The sequence below is a fragment of the Xanthobacter nonsaccharivorans genome (assembly GCF_043194755.2).
GTDB lineage: Bacteria > Pseudomonadota > Alphaproteobacteria > Rhizobiales > Xanthobacteraceae > Xanthobacter > Xanthobacter autotrophicus_G.
Genome location: NZ_CM195526.1, coordinates 3,557,226 through 3,579,613, shown reverse-complemented (window position 1 = coordinate 3,579,613; position 22,388 = coordinate 3,557,226). Strand labels below are relative to the sequence as shown.

At 65.3% G+C, this 22,388-nt stretch carries 22 protein-coding genes; 8 read left to right on the top strand and 14 right to left on the bottom strand.

The features are described 5' to 3' along the window. Nucleotides 1-18: 18 nt before the first annotated feature. The 4 genes from V5F59_RS16405 to V5F59_RS16390 all read right to left on the bottom strand — a co-directional run bounded on the left by V5F59_RS16405 (nt 19) and on the right by V5F59_RS16390 (nt 4,601). Nucleotides 19-1,434: an FAD-dependent oxidoreductase gene (locus tag V5F59_RS16405; RefSeq protein ID WP_393976279.1), complete on the bottom strand. Its 1,416-nt coding sequence runs from the start codon at nt 1,432-1,434 to the stop codon at nt 19-21. 73 nt (nt 1,435-1,507) lie between these two features. Then, nucleotides 1,508-1,750 carry a hypothetical protein gene (locus V5F59_RS16400; protein ID WP_393976278.1) on the bottom strand — a complete coding sequence of 81 codons (243 nt, stop codon included), beginning with the start codon at nt 1,748-1,750 and terminating at the stop codon, nt 1,508-1,510. 241 nt (nt 1,751-1,991) lie between these two features. Then, nucleotides 1,992-3,488, bottom strand: a complete 1,497-nt coding sequence (locus tag V5F59_RS16395; RefSeq protein WP_393976277.1) for an FAD-dependent oxidoreductase — start codon at nt 3,486-3,488, stop codon at nt 1,992-1,994. Between the two features lie 324 nt (nt 3,489-3,812). Next, the gene (locus V5F59_RS16390) at nt 3,813-4,601 is read right to left on the bottom strand and encodes an SDR family NAD(P)-dependent oxidoreductase (protein WP_393976276.1); all 789 of its coding nucleotides are present in this window, start codon (nt 4,599-4,601) and stop codon (nt 3,813-3,815) included. A gap of 187 nt (nt 4,602-4,788) precedes the next feature. On the opposite strand from V5F59_RS16390, the gene V5F59_RS16385 reads away from it, so the two are divergent. Further along, complete coding sequence (locus tag V5F59_RS16385) at nt 4,789-5,265, top strand: MarR family winged helix-turn-helix transcriptional regulator (RefSeq protein WP_393976275.1); 477 nt, start codon at nt 4,789-4,791, stop codon at nt 5,263-5,265. Nucleotides 5,266-5,351: 86 nt separating this feature from the next. Here V5F59_RS16385 and V5F59_RS16380 read toward each other — a convergent pair whose 3' ends face one another. From V5F59_RS16380 to V5F59_RS16370, 3 genes are all read right to left on the bottom strand, one after another. Continuing rightward, the gene (locus tag V5F59_RS16380; RefSeq protein WP_393976274.1) at nt 5,352-5,795 is read right to left on the bottom strand and encodes a PaaI family thioesterase; all 444 of its coding nucleotides are present in this window, start codon (nt 5,793-5,795) and stop codon (nt 5,352-5,354) included. A 564-nt stretch (nt 5,796-6,359) separates the two neighbouring features. After that, nucleotides 6,360-9,497: a two-partner secretion domain-containing protein gene (locus tag V5F59_RS16375; protein WP_393976273.1), complete on the bottom strand. Its 3,138-nt coding sequence runs from the start codon at nt 9,495-9,497 to the stop codon at nt 6,360-6,362. 519 nt (nt 9,498-10,016) lie between these two features. Then, nucleotides 10,017-10,493 (bottom strand): rubrerythrin family protein, encoded by a 477-nt coding sequence (locus V5F59_RS16370; RefSeq protein ID WP_393976272.1) that lies wholly within the window; start codon nt 10,491-10,493, stop codon nt 10,017-10,019. Nucleotides 10,494-10,689: 196 nt separating this feature from the next. Here V5F59_RS16370 and V5F59_RS16365 point away from each other — a divergent pair, with 196 nt between their 5' ends. The 4 genes from V5F59_RS16365 to V5F59_RS16350 all read left to right on the top strand — a co-directional run bounded on the left by V5F59_RS16365 (nt 10,690) and on the right by V5F59_RS16350 (nt 13,692). Beyond that, on the top strand, nt 10,690-10,968 hold the full coding sequence (locus tag V5F59_RS16365; protein WP_393976271.1) for a PepSY domain-containing protein: 279 nt from the start codon (nt 10,690-10,692) through the stop codon (nt 10,966-10,968). 87 nt (nt 10,969-11,055) lie between these two features. Continuing rightward, entirely contained in the window at nt 11,056-11,586 is a 531-nt protein-coding gene (locus V5F59_RS16360; protein ID WP_509211106.1) for a cytochrome b/b6 domain-containing protein, read from the top strand. Then, nucleotides 11,561-12,271, top strand: a complete 711-nt coding sequence (locus V5F59_RS16355) for a response regulator transcription factor (protein WP_393976269.1) — start codon at nt 11,561-11,563, stop codon at nt 12,269-12,271. The genes V5F59_RS16360 and V5F59_RS16355 overlap by 26 nt, the downstream gene beginning before the upstream one ends. Further along, complete coding sequence (locus tag V5F59_RS16350) at nt 12,271-13,692, top strand: sensor histidine kinase (RefSeq protein ID WP_393976268.1); 1,422 nt, start codon at nt 12,271-12,273, stop codon at nt 13,690-13,692. The genes V5F59_RS16355 and V5F59_RS16350 overlap by 1 nt, the downstream gene beginning before the upstream one ends. Before the next feature lie 202 nt (nt 13,693-13,894). On the opposite strand, the gene V5F59_RS16345 is transcribed toward V5F59_RS16350, so the two are convergent. Then, nucleotides 13,895-14,503, bottom strand: coding sequence for an FMN-dependent NADH-azoreductase (locus V5F59_RS16345; protein WP_393976267.1), 609 nt, complete (start codon nt 14,501-14,503; stop codon nt 13,895-13,897). 5 nt (nt 14,504-14,508) lie between these two features. Then, nucleotides 14,509-14,946, bottom strand: a complete 438-nt coding sequence (locus V5F59_RS16340) for a nuclear transport factor 2 family protein (RefSeq protein WP_393976266.1) — start codon at nt 14,944-14,946, stop codon at nt 14,509-14,511. 115 nt (nt 14,947-15,061) lie between these two features. Here V5F59_RS16340 and V5F59_RS16335 point away from each other — a divergent pair, with 115 nt between their 5' ends. Further along, a complete protein-coding gene (locus V5F59_RS16335; RefSeq protein ID WP_393976265.1) occupies nt 15,062-15,457 on the top strand; it encodes a winged helix-turn-helix transcriptional regulator in 396 nt (131 codons plus the stop codon). Nucleotides 15,458-15,987: 530 nt separating this feature from the next. Here the strand turns inward: V5F59_RS16335 and V5F59_RS16330 are convergent. Together V5F59_RS16330 and V5F59_RS16325 are read right to left on the bottom strand one after the other, a co-directional pair. After that, nucleotides 15,988-16,503: a cupin domain-containing protein gene (locus tag V5F59_RS16330; RefSeq protein WP_393976264.1), complete on the bottom strand. Its 516-nt coding sequence runs from the start codon at nt 16,501-16,503 to the stop codon at nt 15,988-15,990. A gap of 318 nt (nt 16,504-16,821) precedes the next feature. Further along, nucleotides 16,822-17,643, bottom strand: coding sequence for an AraC family transcriptional regulator (locus V5F59_RS16325; RefSeq protein ID WP_393976263.1), 822 nt, complete (start codon nt 17,641-17,643; stop codon nt 16,822-16,824). Nucleotides 17,644-17,724: 81 nt separating this feature from the next. Between V5F59_RS16325 and V5F59_RS16320 the strand changes: the two genes are divergently transcribed. Then, nucleotides 17,725-18,741 carry a glycerophosphodiester phosphodiesterase family protein gene (locus V5F59_RS16320; RefSeq protein ID WP_393977044.1) on the top strand — a complete coding sequence of 339 codons (1,017 nt, stop codon included), beginning with the start codon at nt 17,725-17,727 and terminating at the stop codon, nt 18,739-18,741. Nucleotides 18,742-18,929: 188 nt separating this feature from the next. Here V5F59_RS16320 and V5F59_RS16315 read toward each other — a convergent pair whose 3' ends face one another. Both V5F59_RS16315 and V5F59_RS16310 read right to left on the bottom strand, forming a co-directional pair. Further along, nucleotides 18,930-19,499, bottom strand: a complete 570-nt coding sequence (locus V5F59_RS16315) for a GNAT family N-acetyltransferase (protein ID WP_393976262.1) — start codon at nt 19,497-19,499, stop codon at nt 18,930-18,932. A gap of 75 nt (nt 19,500-19,574) precedes the next feature. Then, on the bottom strand, nt 19,575-20,195 hold the full coding sequence (locus V5F59_RS16310; protein ID WP_393976261.1) for a GyrI-like domain-containing protein: 621 nt from the start codon (nt 20,193-20,195) through the stop codon (nt 19,575-19,577). Nucleotides 20,196-20,366: 171 nt separating this feature from the next. Here V5F59_RS16310 and V5F59_RS16305 point away from each other — a divergent pair, with 171 nt between their 5' ends. Beyond that, the gene (locus V5F59_RS16305; RefSeq protein WP_393976260.1) at nt 20,367-21,374 is read left to right on the top strand and encodes a helix-turn-helix transcriptional regulator; all 1,008 of its coding nucleotides are present in this window, start codon (nt 20,367-20,369) and stop codon (nt 21,372-21,374) included. 142 nt (nt 21,375-21,516) lie between these two features. Here V5F59_RS16305 and V5F59_RS16300 read toward each other — a convergent pair whose 3' ends face one another. Further along, nucleotides 21,517-22,356: a helix-turn-helix transcriptional regulator gene (locus tag V5F59_RS16300; protein WP_393976259.1), complete on the bottom strand. Its 840-nt coding sequence runs from the start codon at nt 22,354-22,356 to the stop codon at nt 21,517-21,519. Nucleotides 22,357-22,388 lie beyond the last annotated feature (32 nt).

Here is a 22,388-nt window from a genome sequence, read left to right as displayed (position 1 = left end):
GTCTCGACGGAGCTCTGTTCAGGCTGCCCGGGAGGCGAGCTGTTCCACCAGCGTCTCACCGGCGATGAGGCCGAACACGCTGGATTTGGACAGGCCGCCCGAATATCCGGAACGGCTGCCGCCCTCCAGGCCGCCGGTGGTGGCGCCAGCCGCGAACAGGCCGGCAATGGGCGCGCCATCCTGCGCAAGCACCCGCGCCTTCGCATCCGTGGCGATGCCGCCCATGGTGTAGGTGACGCCGGCGCACACCGGCACCGCGTGGAACGGCGCCTCCTCGACGGGCCAGGGCTTGTAGCGCGCGGCGGTACGCTCCGGCCGCGCTTCGCCCTCGCCCCGGGCCGCGCCGTTATAGGCGGCGACCGTACGGGTGAGCGCGTCGGCGGGGAGGCCGGTCTTGTCGGCCAGCGCCTCCAGCGTCGGCGCCGAGACCAGCGCGCCGCCGGCGCTCAGGAGATAGGGATTGGCGGGCAGCAGCCAGTCCGTGCCCGGCCCGTTCCAGATCGCCGCGTCGAACACGATCCAGGCTGACAGCGGATCGGCGAGGCGGGCGATGGCGTTGGTCACGTGGATGCCGCCCAGCCCCTCGTCGCAGAAGCGCGACCCGGTGCCGTCCACCACGATGCCCGCCGTGGCGAGGGAGTCCAGCACCGGATAGGGCCAGAAGCGCTCGTCCTCCATCGCCGCGCGATACTGGATGTGGCCGTAGAAGCGATCCATGCCGACGAGCTTCGCGCCCACCGTCTCCGCCATGCGCAGGCCGGCGCCGCGGCCGCTGCGCGCATTGCGCATCAGGAGGCGCTCCGGCGCGGGCGAGATGAAGCGCTTCATCAGCTCCATGTCGGCCTGGAAGCCGCCGTCCGCCAGCACCACGGCCTGCGCGCCGAGGCGCACATCCACCCCACCCTCCCGCACCAGGAGGCCGGCGCAGCGCCCGTTCTCCATGACGAGCTCGCGCGCCTCGACACCGCGCGTGAGGATGCCGCCGCGGCGGCGCAGCGCATCGGCGAGCGTGCGCAGCATCACGTCGCCGGCCCGGCCCTGCCAGTGCAGCCCGGTCTGGCGCACGCCGGGCGGAGCCAGGGAGTTCTGGCGCAGCCCATCGGGGCCGGCCTTGATGAAGCGGACGCCCTGCTGCTTGAGCCAGGCGAGCGTGCGGCGGGCGTTGGCGGCAAGGGTGGTGGCGAGCGCCTCGTCGGTCTCGCCGTGCATGGAGCGGCGCACGTTGTCCACCACCCACGGGGGATCGCCTGCCATGTCGTCCATGGCGATGTGGAACAGGCCGCCGGTGTAGCGGCTGTTGCACAGATAGGCCTCGTCCGCGCTCTGCTCGATCACGCGGACGCGCAGGCCGCCCTCCGCGGCGCGCAGGCCCGCGCACAGTCCGGCAAGGCCGGCGCCGACGACGATGACATCATAGGTCTTAGAGGCACTCATCTTGTTCTTGCCTTTCGGATCGCTTTGCCGGGCGGCGCGCAAAGCTTCGGCCGTGTTGTTTTCCGGCGGATGCTTACTTAGGCATCAGGGTATCGGAGATCACCCGCAAGACTTCGATGTAGCTGATGAGCAGGGTCGCCAGCACCACGCTGGCTCCCGCCCCCGGAACAAGGACCCACAAGGCCCAGCCCGACGCGACAAGCCCCGCCGCAGCGAGTAGCGGCACGACGCCTAGCACGAGCGAAAGAAGAATCCCGTGACGGACCAGGAACCCGACGACCGGATAGGTGGGAATTTTGTATTCGTTCGATGCCAAGTGGTCCTCCAGTCCGCTTGCGAAGGAGGGCGCGACAGATCATCGATGGCAGACACTGCCCAGCCGCTGATGCTGAGCAGATCTCGCCACGCTCCCCGCGCGTTCCTCCTGCTGCGCCGTCGGCGGCGCTTATGATTGCTTTGGCGGACAGAGAGTGGTCCGCCTTGTTATTAGTAAGAATACGTAATTGACGTATACTGTCAATATAGGCGGAGCGATTTCGACGCTCCGGATGATGCTTTCACGGGTTCGCGCCCGCAGCATGGCGGCCCGCCAGCCGGCCCGATGTGAACGCCCAGGCGAGATGGTGGCCGTGGCCTTCCAGCAGCAGGCCGCCCTGGCCCGTGGACCCGACTGCGTAGAGGCCCGGAACGACGCTGCCGTCGCCGCGGATCACCTGATGGCTGCGGTTCACGGTCAGGCCGCCATCGGTGAGGATGATCCAGCTCTTCACCGGACCGAGGGCGTAGTACGGCCCCTTGCCGAGCTTCGGCCGTCCCGACGCCCCGGAGTTGTAGCGCGCGATTTCCGCCTCCAGCCCCCCCGCCGGCACCCCCATGGATGCGGCGAGACCGCCGATGGTGCCCGCCTTGTGGAACAGGTCCGGCCGGTTGCGCTTGTAGTCCTGAAGATAAGCATAGGCGACGCCCGGCGCCGTCGAGATGAAATAGGGCCACTTGCGGAACTTCCGCGCCACTTCGTCATCGAAAACGATGTAGCCGATTTTGTCAGGCTGCTTGCCGAACGCGTAATTGGGCTTGTCGAGCTCATCGGCGAAGCGTTCGCCGTTCTTGTTCACGAGAATAGCCCCCTCCTTGAACAGGCTGGGCTCGGGGCTGAGATAGGTGGTGACGAACGACAGGATGAACGGCCGCAGCATGGCCGCCGGCAGGCGCTCCAGCGCAATCCGCATGGCCTTGGTGAGGAGCGGATGCGGCGGCAGGCTCAGGAGCAGGCTCGGCTTCGGCGGCGGCATGAAGCGCAGGTTGGGCCCGTAGACCACCTCGCCGAACTTCACCTGCGCGCCCAGCGCCTCGCCGAAGCGGTGGCCGTCGCCCACGTTGGTGGTGTTCACGCCGTCCACGTCCGCCACAGCCGGGTTGAAGCGTCCCTTCCATTCGGGGCTGGAGGAATAATCACCGGTGGCGAGGATGACGGCACGGCGCGCGCGGATCTCGCGCTCCTCTCCGGCGATGCTGGCGACGACGCCGACCACGCGGCCATTCTCCAGCACGAGGCGCTTCACCTCCGCGTTCACGCGCGCGTCGACGCCGACCCGCTTCGCTTCCCGCGCGACGAAGTAGATGTAGGCGCGGGAATTCGGAATGATATTGTGCATGCGCGGCTGGCGATGCGGTGGCTCCGGCATGGGTCCGTAGAAGGTCACGCCGAGACTCATGAGCCAATCGACGCTTTCGGTGACATTTTCCACCAGGATCCGGCGCAACTCTTCATTGTCGTTGACGGCCAGATCTCCGGCGAATTTCGCCATGTCCTCAAAATGCGCCTGGGGACTGTCCTTGATCCCGGCGCGCTTCTGGTGCCAGGTGCCGGTCGCCGTGATGGAGCCGATGGACAGGCCGGTGCTGCCTCTTAGTTCGGTATGCTTCTCCAGCAGGATGACATTCGCACCTGCCTGCCGCGCAAAGATCGCCGCCGTCAGCCCGGACCCGCCGCCACCAACCACGACGATGTCGGTTTCCTCTTTGCGGACGCGAGCGCTGATGCTGGACGACATGGTCCCTCCCTTGGGCCCTTTTCGTTGAAGACAAGGTCAATCACCCGCCAGCCGAGCGAGCGGCGCGGATCAACGAGGCACGGACAGATCGGAACTTCCGCGGAACCGCGGACGGGGATCGGCGATGCCCCGTTCGCGGTGCGGTGCGGAGGTGGGCGGCGTTTCCTTGAGCCGCGTTGCAGGCGGCGTCTTTTTGACAGAATACAGATAGTGAGTATACGTTTTATTTGATCGTGGTCAATGCGCGCGCGGCCCAAATCGGCTCCGCGCGCCCAAAGGACGGGTCGGCGGTTTCCGGGCCGGATGTCGCCGGCCGCGGCCCCCTCAGCCGTGCGGCAGGGCCATTCCCGTTTCGACCGAGATGCGCCGGGCGGCGCCTCCGGCCTTGAAGCCGCCGTCCACCGCAAGGTCTTCCCCGGTGATGAAGCTCGCCTCGTCGGACGCCAGGAAAAGCACCGCGCGGGCGGCTTCGTCGATGGTGCCGTAGCGGCCGAGGGGCGTCGCCCGGCGCCACGGTTCCAGATGCGCGCCGCCCGCGTTGAGGCCGGTGACGATGATGCCGGGGCACACCGCATTCACCCGGATCCCCCAGTCGACAAACTCCATGGCGGCGCAACGGGTCAGGCCGAGAAGGCCGGCCTTGGTCGCGCTGTAGGCCGGGTCGTTGTGGCCCACATAGGCCGCCACGGAGGCGATGTTCACCACCGCGCCGCCTCCGGAATCCCGCATGGCCGGGGCCACCGCCTGGATGCCGAGGAGGGCGCCGGTAAGGTTCACCCCGACCACACGGTTCCAGGCGTCCAGAGACGTCGCCATGATGCCGGTGCGGTTGAGGATGCCGGCGTTGTTCACGAGGGTCGTCAGCCGCCCCTGCCAGGCGACGACCGCGGCCACCACCTCGGCCCAGTTGGCCGGATCTGAAACATCGAGGTGGAAATAGCGCGCCTCGCCCCCCTCCGCGCAGATCTCGCCCGCGACCGCGGCGCCGGCTTCGTCCAGCACGTCGCAGAGGGCGACGGCCGCCCCCTCGCGCGCGAACATGCGCGCCTCGGTCTCGCCCTGCCCGCGGCTCGCGCCGGTGATGATCGCGACCTTGCCTTGAAGGCGGCCCATGGCCATCTCCCTATATTATGATGCTTGTGTTTTTGCTTGCCGGCAGGCTGGGTGGACCAGCCCCGGGAGCTTGGCGGAATGGCTGCGTTGCCTTGAACGCCAAGCTGCGCCAAAATCGCGTTTGTTCAGCATTCTGTCAATCGCATTCGTGAGCCCTGGACGCCTCGCCAACCGGAGTTGTTTTTCGATGTCCCTGAACGATCTTTATGAAAAGCCGGGCCATCTGATCCGCAGGGCGCACCAGATCTCCTGGGCTCTGTTTCTGGACGAGTGCGCCGAGTTCAACATCACGCCGGTCCAGTATGCAGCCATGGTGGCGATCGAGGAGCGCCCCGGCGTCGATGCCACGCGCCTGTCCTCGCTGATCGCCTTCGACCGCTCCACCATCGGCAACGTGATCGAGCGGCTGGAAGCGCGCCACCTCGTGGTCCGCAAGCCGAGCTCGGAGGACAAGCGGCTGAAGCTTCTCTTCCTTTCGCGCGAGGGGGCAGACCTGCTGCGCAACGTCGAGGGTGCGGTGGAGCGCGTGCAGGAGCGCCTCCTTGCGCCCCTCAACCAGGCCGAGCGCAAGCAGTTCATGAAGCTGCTGACCCGCCTGGCGGCTCTGAACAACGAGGTGACGAGCGCGCCTCTCCGCACCCTTGAGGATACCAAGTCCGCATGATGCGGAGAACGGGACCGGGGCTTCGGCGGCACGATGTGGAACGTGCACGGGCATGGGTGTGCTGTTCTATGCCTGCCGTCGCGGCCTCAGCTGCGTAGCCAACGGCCAGAAAAGGTCCCGGCAGCGACCACCGCGTCGGGATTGCCTGGATCGAGGGTGAGCTCGACGGTAAAAAGTCCGCTCAATCCCCGACGGCTGATCTGCGCCGCAGACGCATGGACCGTCGCGCCGCCGGGAACGGGACGGATGAAGGTGAGATCGCTGCCCATGGTCAGGATCGTGCCGTCATAATAGCCAGCTGCACCGAAGACCATGTCAGCCAGCGTCCACAGGGCGCCGCCATGACACGTCCCATGGCCGTTCATCTGCTCCGGGCCGACTTCCATGGTGATCACCGCCCGCCCCACCTCGGCCTCGACGAGGCGAAGCGGCATCGTCCCGGAGAATGCATTGCGCGAGAACATGCGCAGGATGCGCTCCGTCAGGCTCTCTGATGCTGCATCCATTTGCGAAATGGCCGCGTCTGTCATCGCTTAGCCCGGATTTGAGCGGCAAGCCGGCCCCGCGAGCTGAGCCCTTGCCGGGTGGCGGATCCTCGGATGCTTTCGACCGTGTCGCTCATCGGCTTGTCGAAGCTCCTCCGGAAGGCTCTGGTCATGTCCGCCATGGGCATTATGTACGCCCCGTCATTTGTGTCAATGATTTGCCATAATGCCGACCCGGTGATGGCCGGTTTTGGGGTCGGCCCGGCATGCCTTCCCGTCTCGCTGGTCGGTCATGAGCTGGAGACTGGCTGGCGCACTGGGGCGACGCGGACGGACCTGAGATCGCCTATGGGCCCTCTATCCGTCGAGGCGGTTGCTCAGTCCCCGCATCTCCGCCTTCCTCGATCACCTGAGGGCGGCCTTTCCCAGGGGCGCACCCCACGAGTTGGGACAGTCCATGGAGGGCTAACCGTTCTCCCGCGCCTCCGGCGGGATGCAGATCATCCAGAAGCCCACTCCGGCGGCCGGACGCGAGACCGCCCCTCGGGCGGAGCGCCGGCGGCGGGAAGGGCCGTGCGAGGCGCTCCGACCGACCGATGCCGGAACCGGCTATCGGGCGGCGGGAGCCGGAGCCGCGGGCTGGGTGGGCGCAGCCGGGGCAGCCGGCGAACTGTCCTTCTCCAGATCGAAATGCTGGCCGTCCACGTCGATGGACCGAATGGTGCCGCCGAAGCCGGGTTGACGCGCAACGGCCGGGCGCGCCTGCTGCGCCGATGCGCGCTTCCTGCGCGCCTCCTCCAACTCGCGCAGGGAGGTTGCGGGCGGCGGGGCCGCTCTGTCGTCGATGTGGGACGCGACTGAGGGGCCCGACAGCGCCGCGGTCGCCGCGCTCCCCGCCTTCGCCTGAACCGCACTCGGGGGATTGTTCGCCGTCGCCTGCGCCCCCGTCGTGGCGGAAACCATCGCCGCGTTCGCCGCGGATTGCACCGCCGTCACCGCCGCTTGCCAGGGCTGGACGGCCGGGGTGCCCCCCACGCCGTTCACGGCGCCGCTCGACGACGAATTGGTGACCGTGGATGGATCGCCGCCTTGAGCCCCGACCAGCCCGCCAGCGTCATGTCCCGCCACGTTTCCGCTGGCCGTGGAGTTGCTGACGCCGCCGCCACCCTCGCCCTGGACCGTGATATTGGTCCCGACGAGCCCACCGATTTCATAGACATTGCCGTTGCCCGTCACGTTGCCGCTGGCGGACGAGTTGGAGATCGTGCCGAACAAATTGTACCCGACCAGACCGCCGACGCTGTACGTGAATATATCGGAGCCCGATGTGGTCACCGTCACGTTTCCGCTGGCGGAGGAGCCGCTGATGGTGCCCTGGTCATTGTGTCCGACGAGCCCGCCCACACCGAAGCCGGGTTGGCCAAGGTATTGATTTGTAAACGTCGCCGACACATTGCCCGTCGCATAGGAGTTGCTGATGGTTCCTTCGCCGGGGACGCCGAAGCCGAAATTGTAATTGGTGCCGACGAGGCCGCCCACGTCCACGCTGTCGTGCGTCGTCACGGTGCCGGTGGCGTAGGAATTGTTGATGCTGCCAGCGTTGACGCCCGCAAGTCCGCCGACGCTGGCGCTGACGAGAATCCCGCCGTCGGGCAATGTCACGCCCGCCGCCGTGACCGGCCCGGTCGCATAGGAATGGCTGATCACGCCACGAACGGAATTGAACCCCACCAGGCCGCCAATATAGGAGCCGCCATTCACGGCCGTGACGGCGACATCGGCATGGGAATTGGTGACAAGCCCGTTATTGAACGATGCGAGGCCGGCGACCTCATAGCCGCCCGTGACCTTTCCGGTCACGTAGACATTGCTGAGGGTGCCGAAATTGTATCCGACCAACCCGGCGGCGACCATGCCGCCCTCAACATTGACGTTCACCAGTCCAAGGTCGCGAACCGTGGCCGAACCGGCGCCATCCGAAAACGTGCCGACCGTGCCGATGAACACGGCGTCGGCATACTGGCCGTACATGTCGGCTGTGGTGGCGTTGATGGTGAGGTTGCTGATGGTGTGGCCCATCCCGGCCAGGGTCCCGCTGGTGAGGGAATTGATCACCGCCCTGTCGTAGGTGGTTCCTGAAGCGTCAAGATTCTGGGCGAGCGCGTAATATCCGCTCCCGTCCGTGTAGCTCGGCATCATGCTGTCCGGATCGAGAACCGGGTTGCCGTTCGCGTCGCGGATGATGGGGCTGATCGCCTCCAGCTGCGCCATGGTGTGGATCAGCGTGTAGCTCTGCCCGTTGATGGCGAGGCTGGCGTCGGCGCCGCTCAGGGTGACCGAGGCACCACTGGCGATGATGTAATCGCCGCCATAATTCATCACCAGCCCGGCGCGCGTTCCGGTCGCCGTGATCGATGCATTGATGTTGATGTCGTTGGTCGCGGCCAGTGCCAGCTTGGTATTCGCCGACCAGGACACCCCGCCGTCGATGTCGAGAGACCCGCTCGCCGAGGCAAGGGTGACGTTGTTGAGCGCGAGCAGTCCGGCGACCTGAGAGGACGTGAGGACGCTGCCGTCATCGCCGGTGATGTAACGCCGGAACTGGTCGAGAACGCCGTTCTGTTCGGCGACGGCCAATCGGTCGGCGGTGATGGCCAGGCTGCCGGTGGTCCCTGTGGCGGCCAGGGTGCTGATGACGGCACCATCGGCGAGCGCAACCTTGTTCCCCGAAACGGTGATGCTTCCGCCATCGCCGCCTGTGGGGGCCGAAGCATCGATCTTGCCCGACACCCGCGTGGTGCCGCCGGTGGCCTTCAGGGTCACAGCCCCTTTCTTGGTGGTGGTGCCGCCACCGGTGAGCTGCGCCATGGTGCGGGCCTGGATGACGCCGGTATTGTTCACCTGCGCCGAGAGCACCGCATCCGCCGCCTTGGCGGTCATGATCACCTTGCCGCCATCGGCCTTGATGAGCTGCTTGTTCTCGACGAGCGCGTTCATCACCCCTTGGTCGATGCTGACGTCCACCAGCGAGTTGCCGTCGAAATTGAGGGTGACCTTCGAGCCGGAGGACAGCGCCACCGTACCGAGCGTGGCGGTGATGACGCCCGCGTTCGACACGGTCTTGCCCATGAGTGAGATGTAGCCGCCGTCCGCCGCCGTGAGCGCGCCCCTGTTGACGACGGATCCCGTGGAGGAGCCGGAGAAAACATAGTTCCCGGCTAGGAAGTCGGCGTTGGAGATGTCGAGTGTGGAGGCGACGAGGCCGCCCACGTTCACCTGCGAGGTGCCGGTGAAGAGAATGCCCGCGGAATTGACGATGAACACTTGCCCGTTGGCGTTGATGGCGCCGGCGATGATCGAGGTTTCGTTGCCGATGACTCGGTTCAAGGTGACGGAGGAGCTGGAGGGCTGGTTGAAATCCACCGTCTCCTGTTTGCCAACCGAGAAGTTCTGCCAGTTGATGATGGCCTTGTTGGTGGACTGGTTGATGGTGGTGGTGTTGCCGGACTGGGAGATGGTGGCGGAACCGGCGACGACGTTTCCGCCCTGGGGCGCTGCGACGGCCGGCTGCTGGAGGGTGAGCAGGGCCGCCGTCGCCGTCATGGTGGCGAAAACGGGACGGCGGCGCCCGGCAAAACCGGCCTGCGCGCGTGGATCGGAGAAAGGCGTGAGCGCCGGGGCGTTGTGGGAGCGGGCGCCGCGCGGGTGTGCGGACAGGATAAGGCCAGTAGGCGCAAAAACAGGCATGGCGGCAATCCCGGGACCGAAGCGGCGAAAAACGCCGCAAAGCTATATTCAATTGGATATAACTAAAACCAGATACGCGCAGCGCGCGGCGCGAGTCAACGTGGCAATTTCGTGAGTATCTATATCTGCCGCTAGGGAATGCAGCGATGTCCGCCAGGCTCTGAAGTCATTGATCGGAGCCAGAAGGCAGCGGTCGTGGCGATGCAAATGGCGGAGAAGAAGGTGTGGCTACATCGGTCGCAGGGGTATGCTCGCTTGCGACGCTTTGATGAGGGGATGCAGGTGGCCATGCCCCTGTCGGAGACGGCTTTCTACCGCCCAACACGAGCCCTTCGGAATCTCGGCCTCCCGGCCACTCATCCCAGCAACGGCTTTCGAGGGGCGTCACGCTTATCGGGGAACGGCTGATGGAGCCGGAACCGCGCAGGACGGGCGCGGTTCCGGCTGTCCCCTCGTTACATTATAGGTCTGCATTTGTTGCGATCGGCGTGAAGAAATAGCTTCACGCCGATCGTGGCCTCATTTTCCGGCGCGCAGCTTCTCAACGGCCGCCTTGTAAGCGGCGTAGTGATCGCCTTCATCGGCGGCGATCTGACGGAAAAGATCCGCCACCTTCTTGTCGCCGACGGCATCGGCCTGGCTGGCGAACTCGACGTACATCTTGGTGTTTTCATAGTGCTCGCCGGCCATGCCGTCGAGCAGGTTGGCCTCGTCGGAATTCACCAGACCAAGCGCATCCCCTTCGCGGGCGAAATGCTCGTTGGCCTCCACATTTGCGTTTTCATCGAACAGCTTGGCGAGTTCAGGGTGCCCGCTCTTGCGCGCATGTTCGGCATAGGCCTGATACTTCAGATTGGCGAATGCCTCGCCGTGCATTGCTGCTTCCAGGTTCTTCTTGGTCTGCGGATTGAGCGTGTCGCCGGCGAAGCCGGGCGCGGCGGCGAGCGAGGCACCGGCGAGAGCGCCGGCGACAAGAAGGCTGCGAATGATGGTCATGGAGCGGTCTCCCGAAAGAAGGGTGTCGCTCAGGGGAGCGGCGGCTCTTCGATAAGGGGGCGGGCTGACGAGGTCCTGACGGTGAGCCGCGCATTCGCCCCGCTGCAGTCGTCAGGCTTTTGTCAGTCGCCATCCCTAGAGATCCCCCATCGGGATGCGCGCGGCCTGTCGCCTCCCCACCCACGAGGAACAACCAATGATCCGCCGATATGTCGTGCTCGCCGTCACCGGGCTGTGCCTTGTTTCGTCCGCCGCCGTCGCCAGTCCTACCTGCACCAAGGAGCCGCAGGACAAGTGGCTCGGCGAGGAAGCCATGAAGCTGAAGATCGCGCAGATGGGATTCAAGGATATCAAGGTGTTCAAGAAGACCACGACCGGATGCTACGAAATCTACGGATACAATGCGGATGGCCGGAAGGCGGAAGTCTATTTCAACCCGGTGACCGGAGAGATCGTCGAGAACAACGTGGACTGAGCCATGCCAACGCCGTTTCCTCAAACCGAAACGCCGTCGCGCGGCCTGGCGCGCGTCCGGTACACGGTCCCTGTGTGGGATCCGGTGGTGCGGATCTTCCACTGGACGGTGGTATTGGGCGTCGTGCTAAACAGTTTCGTCCTGAACAGCGGCAAGGCGCCCCATCGCTATGTGGGCTACGTCGTGGCCGCCGCGCTCGCTGTGCGGGTCGTGTGGGGCTTCATCGGAAGCGCCCATGCCCGCTTTTCCGATTTCGTCGTATCGCCCCGGGCCGTGGCGTCCCATCTCCTGGCCGTCGCAGCGCGTCGGGATCGCCGCTACGTGGGGCACAATCCGGCGGGAGCGGCGATGATCCTCGTGCTCATGGGGCTTCTTGCGCTCACCTGCCTTACCGGCTGGATGCAGACCCTCGACGCCTTCTGGGGGGTGGAGGGGGTCCAGGACGCCCATGAGATCGGTGCCAACCTCATTCTCGCCATGGCGGTGGTGCACGTGCTCGCGGCCATCGCGGAAAGCGTGGTACATCGAGAAAATCTGGTTCTCGCCATGATCACAGGGCGCAAGCGCCGCGCCCGCGGAGCGGACGTAGACCATGCGGGTCCTGCTCGCGGAAGATAATCTCCGGCTCTCGGCACTGATCGCCGAAGGTCTGGAGGCCGAGGGTTTCGTGCTTGACCGCTTCGCCACCTTGAGCGCAGCGGAGGAAAGCCTGTCCATCACGCGCTATGACCTCCTGCTCGTCGACCTCGGCATGCCGGACGGCGACGGCATCGCTTTCATTCGTGCCGTCCGCCGGGCAGGAAATACGACGCCCATCCTGGTCATCACCGCTCGCAACGGGCTTGGCGACAGGGTGGGCGGCCTGGACTCGGGCGCCGACGACTATCTGGTGAAACCCTTCGAGATGCCCGAGCTGGCGGCGCGCTGCCGCGCCTTGCTGCGTCGTCCCGGGGGCTGCCTCGGCACCACCCTGAACATGGAGAATCTCGCCTTCGACACCATCGAGCGGGAGGTTCGCATTTCCGGGCGGGTGGTCCACGTGCCCCCACGTGAGCGGGACCTGCTCGAACGCCTGATGCGCCGGGCCGGGCATGTGGTGAGCAAGGCCGGCCTCGAGGAGGCGCTGTATGCGCTCTCTTCCGAAGTGACCCCCAACGCGCTGGAAGCCGCCGTATCCCGCCTGCGTCGGCGCCTTGCCGCCGGGAAGGCGGATGTCATACTGCACACCGCCCACGGCATCGGCTACATGCTCGCGCCGGCTTCGCGCGCCGGCGTCGCCGGCTCGGACCGGAGTTCCCCGTGATGGCGGTCCGTCTGGTCTCCAGCGCGCCGCACAGCCTGTTCTTCCGCTTGTCGCTCCGGCTCGCCCTGGTGGGTCTCGTGTTCCTGGCGTTCCAGCTGCTCGCCGTGGTGTGGATGTATGTCAACAATCCCAACGAGCTCGACCAGCTGCTGGTGACCGCCGAGGCGGATCGGATCGCGCGCGAGATTCCGCAGATGCGTGCCGATGCCGGCCGAGTCATTCCAGATGACCTGCAGCTGCCGCTCGCGGCAGGGACGCGGCGCGCTTTCCTGATCCACGAGCGAGGTGGGGGGGTGGTCGCCCGGTTCGACGATGCCAACCTCAAGATCGCCGACGAGCCGCCCATGTCGTTCCTGGTCATCCGGACGCAACGGGAGAGCTGGGACAATCGCTTCCTCCTGACTGGCACCCGCCGCGTCAACGTCGGCACGCACCCGTTCTGGATCTCGGTGGCCATTTCCGGCCACGGCTTTCGTCCGTTCGTGCCGGTCATCTTCAACGAGATCCGGTTCCACGTGATTTTTCCGCTCCTCCTGCTTTCGCTCATGTTCCTGCTTCTCAACTTCAGCGTGGTGCGCAGCACGCTGAAGCCCCTCCGGGCGACCATCGCGGCCGTGGATCGCATCGATCCGGCGCAGGTCGCAACGCGGATCGAGGCGGAAGCCTCCTCGCGGGAAGTGCAGGCGCTGGTGACCTCGGTCAATGCAATGCTGGAGCGTATCGAGCGCTCCGTGCGCGCCCTGAAGGATTTCGCGGGAGATGCAGCCCACGAGCTGCGCACGCCCCTCGCCGTCATGATGCTGCGCATCGGCAGGCTGCCCGATGGCCCGGAGAAGACGAAGCTCGTCGCCGATGCGCAGGGAATGAAGCGACTCGTGAACCAGATGCTCGACATGTCGCATGCCACAGCGCTTGAACTCGATCCGGACATTCGCGCCGACCTTTGCGTCATCGCGCGCGACGTGGTGGCGGATCTAACGCCACTCGCGGTCGCCCACGGCCGCTCGATCATGTTCCGGGACGGGGGCGCGGCGGTGGTGCGTGGCCACGGCGAGGCGCTCGGTCGCGCCCTGCGGAATCTCGTCGAGAACGCCTTGAGCCATACGCCGCCCGGAACCATCGTTGAGGTCAGCGCTGGCCCGGGTCCCCAATGCGCAGTGCGCGATCATGGCCCCGGCATCCCGGCGGACCGGCGGGACGCCGTGCTGGAGCGCTTCCACCGCCTCGACGAAAGCCGCGCGGACGGAGCGGGTCTCGGCCTGGCGATCGTCTCGACCATCATGCACCTGCATGGTGGCGATGTTCAGATCGAGGATGCTCCGGGGGGCGGGGCCCTTATCCGCCTCGTCTTTCCCGGATACGAAACGGATGGCGGAGCCGGAAGCATGACCCGCCGAGCGTTGCCCACCTCAAGAGGTTAGGGAACGGGCGCGCTCCTGCGCCGCCGGAAGCGGGCGTACCGGTCTTGCGCGGATAGCCGCTTCCATCTTTTCGTTGCGGGTGGTCACCATCCTGGTGAGACATCGAAGCAGCAGCGCGGGTCCGGGCCTCCTTGCGCCAATCCCGGACCTTGGCTCCGCGGCCTGAACCGGCCGTTCGCTTGTCGGGCGGGCGGGGCCGGGGCTAAAGGACCAGCTCTCCAACTGCCTCGATCGCCCTCGGCACGGCACTGACGGCCAGGTCGGGGATGTTCATCCCTTCGACGCGCACGGTCTGCATGTCGGTGATCCCGATGAAGCCGAGGATTTGACGCAGGTAGGGTTCGACGAAATCCCACGACCGCCACGGACCGTCCGTAAAGACGCCACCTGAAGCAAGAACCAGAAGCGCTTTCTTATCCTTCGCCAGACCGAGCACGCCACCAGCGGTGTATTGAAACGTCCGGCCCGGCCGGACAATAAGGTCGATCCAGGCTTTGAGTGCCGAAGGGATGCCGAAATTCCACATCGGTGTAGCAATCACCAGCAGATCTGTCTCCAGAAGCTCATCGGTGAGCTGATCGGATAGCCGGGCCGCGGCTTTCAACGCGTCGGCCTCGGCGGGGTCTCTCGTCGCGATGGCGCGCAGTGTGGTCCCGTCCAGATGGGGCAGATGCTCGGCGGCCAGATCGTGGCGTATGAGCTGTGCTGATGGATAAAGTTTTTTGAGCCGCGCGACGAGCGCGCCGGCAACCGCCCGGCTTGCCGAGTCCTGCCCCCGCGGGCTGATTTCGATCATGAGAATCCGCTTCATGGCCTTCACCCCCGAGCCCGCGCCGTCAAGGCGTTCCAGGCGGCGAGCGAGTCCATGTAGTCCCGCCAATGCGCGATCTTGCGGTTCTCGATCCTGACGATCGAGCAGAAGCGGTTGTCGTATTTCACACCGGTCGCGAGGATCGTCCCATGGACCTCGTATTCGATGACGACGACAGAACCATCGTCGGTTGTGTGGACGACCAGCTTGTCGGCGGACTGCAGGGTGATGTTGTCGACATAGCCTCTGAACGCGGCCATCACGTCGGCGCGCCCATTGATGACGCGGGGCCAGCCCGGTACGTCGTAGAGCACCTCATAGACGGTTTCGTCGGTCAGGACGTCGAAGAAGTGATCGCCATCGACGAGCTCGCCCAGCGCGCCTCGAACGAGATCGAAGTAAGGGGCAGCTGGCGCGTAGGCAGCATATTTCGGATTTGGCATCAGGCTCTCGCAGTAGCTTGCGATGTTGCTTGCAGGATGAGAGCTACATATAAATCGGAAGCCTGTTTCAAAGAAGAAGGCACTTTGAGATCAGTCACTTACGCCGAGGTAAGTCATGGAAAAGCCGAGCCGGATCAGACAGTTGGACCCTGCCGCCATCTGCAGGAGCTCTGACCCGATGGCCGTGAGGGAACTGCTGACAAAGGTCGGCGACAAATGGACGATCTTCGTCGTGCTCTCGCTGGACCTTCTCGGCGGCCGCGCTCGATTTTCCGAGCTTGAACGCGCGGTTCCGGGTATTTCGCAGAGGATGCTTTCTTCGACCCTGAAGAATCTGGAGCGCGACGGACTGGTTGTCCGCGAGGTGTTTCCCGAGGTGCCGCCCCGCGTCGAATATGAGATGACCGGTCTTGGAAGGAGCCTGCTGCTTCCCACGCAAGGACTGGTCGATTGGACGAAAGCAAACTGGGAAGAAGTTCGGCGGGCACAGTCAAAGTACGATGCGAAGTAGAACATAGTGTCGTGAGGTATGTATTTACAAATATCAAAAATCTGTGCTCTCGTATTACATGAGTGTACCCATGTAATATGCGCCGGTTGACGTGGATTTCAAGGGTGGGCCTGAGGTTTTCCCGCGGAGTTCGCCGCGTATATTGAAAGTGGCGAACCCGCTGCGTTGATCGCCTCCTTTCCTTGTCCCGCGATTCTCTTGGGGCAGGCCTCGATGTTTTTTTGCGACGATGGCGCCGGAGCGAGCTTTTTTCGAGGTGGTTGCGCCGGCGCTCGAAGGCGATGATGCGGGTGGCGAGGGTGAACGCCTCCTTCAGGTCGTGCGTCACCATCACCACGCTCATCTCGCAGGTGTTCCAGCGCTTCAGCATGAGCTGGTGGAGGTCGGCGCGCCTGCCCCTCCCATGTGCAGGCGATGCCGGTGCTGCTTCGTGGCGGCAGCGCCTCCATTGTGTCGGAGGGCGCCACCGCCATCGCCACCGTCATTGCCGCGCCGAAGCCGATCAGCTTGCCTCCAGCCGCCGGCTTTCGTCAGCTGTCCCAATAGGGCAGGGTGTCGTCCTCGCGTCCCATGTACATGAGCATGCGCGGGCTGCCGTCGGATGCCGAAGTGAGGGGCGCGAGCAGCCCGAACCGTCCGCTCTCTGGGTATTCGGCGATCTCCGGCATGTGCATGGAGCTGACCGCGAGATAGCGCAGCTCCTCAGTTCCGGTGTTGATGATCTGGTGCGCCGTCTGCGGCCCGCCGGCCGGGCAGGAGATGATGTCGCCCGGGCGGATTGGATGCACCTCTTCTCCGATGCGGATCTCCCCCGTGCCGGACAGGACGAAGAACATCTCGTCGTTCGTCAGGTGGCTGTGGAACGGGAAGGCCCGCTTGCCCGGGGGCACCGCGGTCACGTTGTAGCCGAGGCTGGTCGCGCCCATCCGGCGGGAGACGAACGCAATCCGCGCGTCATAGAGCTCCGCCGCTGCACCGGTGGGTGCGAACGCGGGTGGGCGCGGCTGAAGATCGACATCGGCGACGTTCATGATGGGCTTCGTCATGGGGATGGAGGTCCTCAGGTGGGTATGCATCGCGACCTTAGACCGCCCTACCTGTCAATTTTTGTCAGGTTGAGCGAAGATCATCGCGGTCATGTGTGCAAGCGGCCTCCCATTTCTCCCGAGGCTGCTCAAGGTGCCGAGAAGCCGGCGGTGCCCCCGACCGGGCTCGGCGTGGCGGACGGCATGACCGGCAATGCCAACCTCACCCACAAGAGCAACGGACACGGGTGTCCCGGTGGACGACGCAACAAGAGTCGACTCCCCAGCCCATGCCGCGGAGTGTCCGTGAAGCGTGATCGCGGCACCTGCGGATCACACTCAAACTTGGCTCTGTCTATATTGTGCAGGGGAGAGCCCAAATTGGCGCCGGAAATCCCGGGTCAGATGGGCCTGGTCGAAATATCCAAGATCGGCCGCCAGTGCGGCCAGTTGAATACGGGAGTCTGAAGCGAGGAGATATGCTGCATCTTGGAGCCGATAACGTTGGATGACCCACTTTGGGGACACGCCGACATATTCGCAGAACAGCCTCTCCAGGGAGCGCGGCGTCATTCCGAACGCCCTTGCCAATGTCGCGGCCCGCGTCGCGCCGCCGTCCTGGCGGAGGGCCGCGATGATCGAGCAAACGCGATCGACGGTGTCGTCCGGCGCGGGGAGGCGAGGTTCGAGGCAAGCCTCGGCTTCACGGATCATGGCCTCGTGGGAGTCCTGTGTCAGGATACGCGCTTCGAGAACCGGTGCGCCGCAGCCGGTCAACGTTTCGGCGGGAAGCTTGCGGTCCGTGAGAACGGCCATCGGGTGGTTGAGAAACGGGCGAAGGCCGCCCGGCCGAAACCTCATTCCATAGGCTATCCCGCGTCCGCGCAGCCAGCGCTCCTCCAGGCCGCGCACGACCCCGAAAAGGGCTGATTCCCCAGGCGAAATGACCAGATGCGCATTCGGAGACGGAATGACGCGCTGAAGCTCCTCAGCAGATCCCGTCAGGTCCCATTCGATGATCCAGTGGTGATCGACGAAGGGCCGGAGCCGGGCCGACGGCACATAGCGCCGGACGCGGACCCGCTGAGCCGCGCCACGAGGGTCGATCAGGCCGCGCGGTGCAGGCTGGCCGTCGAGCGCAGGGCTGTCGCATTTTTCCAAGCTGCTCTCCGCCGTGTATCGTAGCTTCGGTGCTCAGGGGCGACGCCCCCTGTGGACGGTCCGCACAAGGTTTTCTGTTCCATGCGAAAAATGTGGCTTTGGATTGGCGGCGGAACGCTGTTCTTCGGTGCGCTCGTTTTCGTAAACAATTCAAACATATTCGCTGTGCGCCCAACCACGCGGGCAACAATATTGGCGCATCGTGGCCTTGCTCAGGATTTCGACAGGGTCGGCTTGCAGAATGATACGTGCACAGCCGCCCGCATGCTGCCACCGACGCACCAATACCTCGAAAACACGATTGCCTCGATGCGCGCTGCATTCGAAGCTGGCGCCGACATCGTCGAGCTCGATGTTCATCCCACCACCGACGGCCAGTTCGCTGTCTTTCACGACTGGACCCTCGAGTGCCGCACCGATGGTCACGGTGTGACCAGGGAGCATTCGATGGCGCAGCTGAAGGCACTCGATGTGGGATACGGTTATACGGCCGATGGCGGACGGACCTTTCCCTTTCGCGGACACGGCCTCGGGCTGATGCCTTCGCTGGATGAGGTTCTGACGACATTTCCCAGGCGTCGGTTCCTGATCAACATCAAGAGCAACGACCCGAATGAGGGCCGCCTCCTCGCGGCGGCCTTGCGGGCGCGAACTGCTGAAGAGGCAGGCCGGCTGATGGTCTATGGCGGAGACGCACCAATTGACGCCTTGAGAAACGCCATGCCTGGTCTGCGGACGATGTCTCGAAGCACCCTGAAAGCATGCCTCTTTTCGTATGTCGGCTACGGTTGGACCGGGATGGTGCCGCCCGCTTGCCACAACAGCATCATCTTCGTCCCGACCAACATCGCGCCATGGCTCTGGGGATGGCCAGATCGCTTCCTTGAGCGCATGCGGTATGTTGGAAGTCTTGTCTTTGCTGTCGGACCTTACAGCGGCGGCGATTTTTCTTCCGGTATCGATACTCCTGAAGATGTTCGCAGCCTGCCGCATGGCTACGGAGGCGGAATCCTGACGAACGACCTCCAGACGGTCGCCCAGGCGCTGCAGCGTTCGAAGGGGTTGGGCGATGCTGGCCCGAAAGGTGGTGCGCCATAGGCCTGTGCCGTGTCGCCGTGTTTCCCTCGGATGCACCGCTTGCGCAGGGGGCACCCCCACCACGCACAGGACCACGCTGTGGCGCAGGACCGCCGAAGGGGGAAGGAGATCGTCTTCCATCAAGGGGCCGTCTGCCAGCCGTCCGGCTCGGAGAGTGCGCGGCGGCGGGCTGTCACCGGGCGTGACGCTTATTCCGCCGCGGCGAGCTGCTTGCGCACGATGTGCCGGCGCGCACCCTTCTGGCCGACCTGCACATATCCCGCCTGCTCGAAAGCCGGAAGGAAGCCGCAGAAGCGGTAGCTTGGAGACTGCGGGTCGACGGGACATCCTTCCAGCAGCGTCGCGCCGTTGCCGGCGGCATACGCTTCTGCGGCCGCGATCAGCTTCCGGAACAGCCCTTGCCCCCGGAACCGCCTCAGGACGAAGAAACAGGTGATCGACCAGACCTTCTGCCTTTCGTCTCCCGGCATGGTGTCGCTCATGGTGGCACGATAGGTATGGCGCGGCGCGATGGAGCACCACGCCACCGGCTCCGGACCGATGTAGCCCAGCAGCCCGATCGGTTCTCCCGACACGACGCGCCTTTTCATCTCGAGCTTCTTCGCCGTGGCTTGCGGCGATGCGCCGGGAAGCGGCTGCGTGGTCCGCCAGACCGTGCACCAGCAGGACTTCGGTGCGCCCCGACTTTCGAACAGCGTCTCGAAATCAGCCCAATTGTGCACAGTGACGGCACGAAAGACCATCTCGCATGACATCATGATACGTCCTCCGCGCCCACCAGCTTGAACAGAGTATCTCTTGCCGATCGTCCGAGCCTGCACCTGATGGGGATGTCAGGCGATGGATCGTACAGGCTGGCGAAGAATTGTCTTCAAGCTGACGGCAGGGGTCTTTCGCGAGTCGCTCAGGTAGATTTCGTGATGACGCCCGGCCGGGGCCAGCCCATGGGCGGGGAGGAAGTCCTCATGCAGCGTCCTCAGGATTGGGCCCTCGTCGTCATATGAGCCCACATGCAGGGTTTGCACGACCTGCCCTTCCTCAAGGGCGGCGACGCGCACCTTCGCCAGCGCCGGCAGCTTTTTCTTGTCCAGCGCGCGGGCAATGGCATCCTCCGCCATGGCGTGCGGGATGAATCGCGGCACGAGGATCATCATCGTCCAGCGCCAAAGATCCTTCCGGCGTGCGGTGAAGTCGGCCATGTCCTCCGCCCACCAGAGCCCCTCCAGGGGTGGCAAAGCGTAGTCGCGCTTCAATGCCTCCTTGCTCCTGAACTTCAGTGTGTAGGAAGCGGCATAGAGAGCTTCGATGGCAGATCCGTATTCGGGCGCGGTGTTGGGGTCTCCGGCGCCATCGACCATGAAATATGGGAGAGGCGGCACCTCAACGATGGAAAAGACACCAGCCTTGGCGCTGTAGAGCGGCTTGCATTGCTTCCTGATGTCACTCTTTTCCATCGCGGGCTCCGGAGCTTGGAAATGGCGATCACCCGCCGGTCACATCTGGCTGAGCCGTGGTTGCGCGTGTGGCAGAACATGATGTGGTCGAGGACCGGTTGGATCCATGCCGGGACCCTAGATCGTCCTCCCTGTCAATTTCTGTCAGGTTGGGGGAAGATAATCATTATCATGCGTGCAAGCCGTCTCCTTTCCATCCTGACGACCCTCCAGGCCCGGCGACGGGTAACCGCGCAGGCCCTGGCGGATGCGTGCGAGGTCTCCTTGCGCACCATCTATCGCGACATTGACGCGCTGAGCGCCGCCGGCGTGCCGGTCTACAGCGAGCGCGGCACGGGCGGCGGCTACCGGCTGCTCGACGGCTATCGCGTGCGGCTCAATGGCCTCTCGCCACAGGAGGCGGAAGCGCTGTTCCTGACCGGGCTCGATGGGCCGGCCGCCGACCTTGGCCTCGGCGCGGTGATCGCCACCGCCCGCACCAAGCTCCTCGCCGCCCTGCCGGAGGAGTTGCGGGCGAGCGCGGAACGCATGGGCGCTCGGTTTCACCTCGATGCGCCGGCCTGGTTCTCCGACGCCGAGCAGCCTGTGCACCTCGCTGCCATCGCCGATGCGGTGTGGCGCCAGCATCCCGTGGAGATTCGGTACTCGAGCTGGAAGGGCGAGAAGCTGCGGCAGGTGGAGCCCCTCGGCATCGTGCTGAAGAGCGGGGCCTGGTATCTCGTCGGCGCGGTCGCCGGCGGCGCGCGCACCTACCGTGTCGCCCGCATCCTGGATCTCCATGTGCTCGATACCCGCTTCGAGCGGCCGGAGCGGTTCGATCTTCCGGCCTACTGGAAGGCCTCCACCGAGCGGCTGGAGGCCGAGCTCCACGCTGTCGTCGCCACCGTCCGGCTGTCGCCGCTGGGGCTGGAAATGCTGGCCGCCTTCAGCCCGCCCTATGTCCGCGCCCATACCAAACTTCACGGCGATGCCGGCCCCGGCGGTTGGTGCACCGCGACGTTACCCGTCGGGAGCACGCGGCAGGCAGTGGTGGACTTGCTGCGGTTCGGTGCCGAGATCGAGGTGGTCGATCCGCCAGAGCTGCGCCGGCGGATGGCCGAGATCGCCGCCGACCTCGGGCGGCTCTATGGCGTCGCGCGCGGAGCGCGGGCACCGCGCCGGGCCGGCCCGGTGGCCTAGTCATCCCCGAGCCCCAGGGCAGGGGCGCCTCCCCGACATCTTAGGCTCTGCTTGCTCCAGTCCGTCCACGCGATTGCCCACGGCGACGTTCGACGGGTGCATGGCGCGCGTGTCGTCGCGATGTCCCTCGGCGGGCCGCCCATTAGCTCCGTGTCTGCCGGCGATAGGCGCCGGGGCTCGCTCCCATGACGCGCCGAAAGCGCCGGCCAAAGGTGGAGAGGTCGTTGAAGCCCGCATCCAGGGCAATGGCGGTGAGCGCGATGTCCGTGGTGCGAATACGCACAGCGGCCTTCTGCATCCGCACGTGAAGGACGAACTGGTGCGGGGTCATGCCGACGAGCCGGCGGAAGGTCCGCAGGAAGTGGCAGGGGCTCATGGCGGCATCCGCCGCGAGCGCGCCCAGCGAGAGCCGCTCGTCTCCGCATTCGTGGGCCGACAGCTCGATGCGCCGCACCGCCTCGGAGATCCGGCGCTCGTCCGAAGCGCGGTGTCCTCCGCCTTCGAGCGTGAGCCCGGCCGACATTCCAAGCGCCGTGGCCGCGAATGCGAGGGCAACCTCCTCCATTGCGGGCTGTCCGAGGTTCCGCGCGACTTCCAGCATGGCGGTGGTCGGTAGCAACGCCGCAGCCGGCGGCAGGCTCGGGACCTCGAACCGGCCCCTGTGGGCGCCTGGGACGGCACCGGCGATCCCTTCCCAATAGTCCGCGGTGAAGTGGAAGGACAGGCACCGGTCGCCGGTCCCGTGCTCGTGGCCGCATTGGAAGCATCGGCCATGGTTGCCCAGCAGGATGGCGCCGGGCGCCAGCAGGCTTCCGCCCTGGGTCGTGCGATAGGTGAATGTCCCACTCAGGACCGCCGCCACGGCGACGGTGTCGTGCTCTTCCTCGAACGGGGCGTCATCAGGGCCGCAGCGGCACAGCATGTCCCGAACATGCCAGCCCGGGCCTCCTGCCAGCGGTCGCGCCTCCATCTTGTCCGTCACCGTTGCCTCCTTCGGCTTCGAAAAGCAATTTT

Coding starts and splice junctions, on each gene's coding strand:
- V5F59_RS16405 (WP_393976279.1), bottom strand. CDS start 1,434: ATGAGTGCCTCTAAGACCTATGATGTCATCGTCGTCGGCGCCGGCCTT.
- V5F59_RS16395 (WP_393976277.1), bottom strand. CDS start 3,488: ATGTCGTCCAGCATCAGCGCTCGCGTCCGCAAAGAGGAAACCGACATC.
- V5F59_RS16390 (WP_393976276.1), bottom strand. CDS start 4,601: ATGGGCCGCCTTCAAGGCAAGGTCGCGATCATCACCGGCGCGAGCCGC.
- V5F59_RS16385 (WP_393976275.1), top strand. CDS start 4,789: ATGTCCCTGAACGATCTTTATGAAAAGCCGGGCCATCTGATCCGCAGG.
- V5F59_RS16380 (WP_393976274.1), bottom strand. CDS start 5,795: ATGACAGACGCGGCCATTTCGCAAATGGATGCAGCATCAGAGAGCCTG.
- V5F59_RS16375 (WP_393976273.1), bottom strand. CDS start 9,497: ATGCCTGTTTTTGCGCCTACTGGCCTTATCCTGTCCGCACACCCGCGC.
- V5F59_RS16370 (WP_393976272.1), bottom strand. CDS start 10,493: ATGACCATCATTCGCAGCCTTCTTGTCGCCGGCGCTCTCGCCGGTGCC.
- V5F59_RS16365 (WP_393976271.1), top strand. CDS start 10,690: ATGATCCGCCGATATGTCGTGCTCGCCGTCACCGGGCTGTGCCTTGTT.
- V5F59_RS16355 (WP_393976269.1), top strand. CDS start 11,561: ATGCGGGTCCTGCTCGCGGAAGATAATCTCCGGCTCTCGGCACTGATC.
- V5F59_RS16350 (WP_393976268.1), top strand. CDS start 12,271: ATGGCGGTCCGTCTGGTCTCCAGCGCGCCGCACAGCCTGTTCTTCCGC.
- V5F59_RS16345 (WP_393976267.1), bottom strand. CDS start 14,503: ATGAAGCGGATTCTCATGATCGAAATCAGCCCGCGGGGGCAGGACTCG.
- V5F59_RS16340 (WP_393976266.1), bottom strand. CDS start 14,946: ATGCCAAATCCGAAATATGCTGCCTACGCGCCAGCTGCCCCTTACTTC.
- V5F59_RS16335 (WP_393976265.1), top strand. CDS start 15,062: ATGGAAAAGCCGAGCCGGATCAGACAGTTGGACCCTGCCGCCATCTGC.
- V5F59_RS16330 (WP_393976264.1), bottom strand. CDS start 16,503: ATGACGAAGCCCATCATGAACGTCGCCGATGTCGATCTTCAGCCGCGC.
- V5F59_RS16320 (WP_393977044.1), top strand. CDS start 17,725: ATGCGAAAAATGTGGCTTTGGATTGGCGGCGGAACGCTGTTCTTCGGT.
- V5F59_RS16315 (WP_393976262.1), bottom strand. CDS start 19,499: ATGATGTCATGCGAGATGGTCTTTCGTGCCGTCACTGTGCACAATTGG.
- V5F59_RS16310 (WP_393976261.1), bottom strand. CDS start 20,195: ATGGAAAAGAGTGACATCAGGAAGCAATGCAAGCCGCTCTACAGCGCC.
- V5F59_RS16305 (WP_393976260.1), top strand. CDS start 20,367: ATGCGTGCAAGCCGTCTCCTTTCCATCCTGACGACCCTCCAGGCCCGG.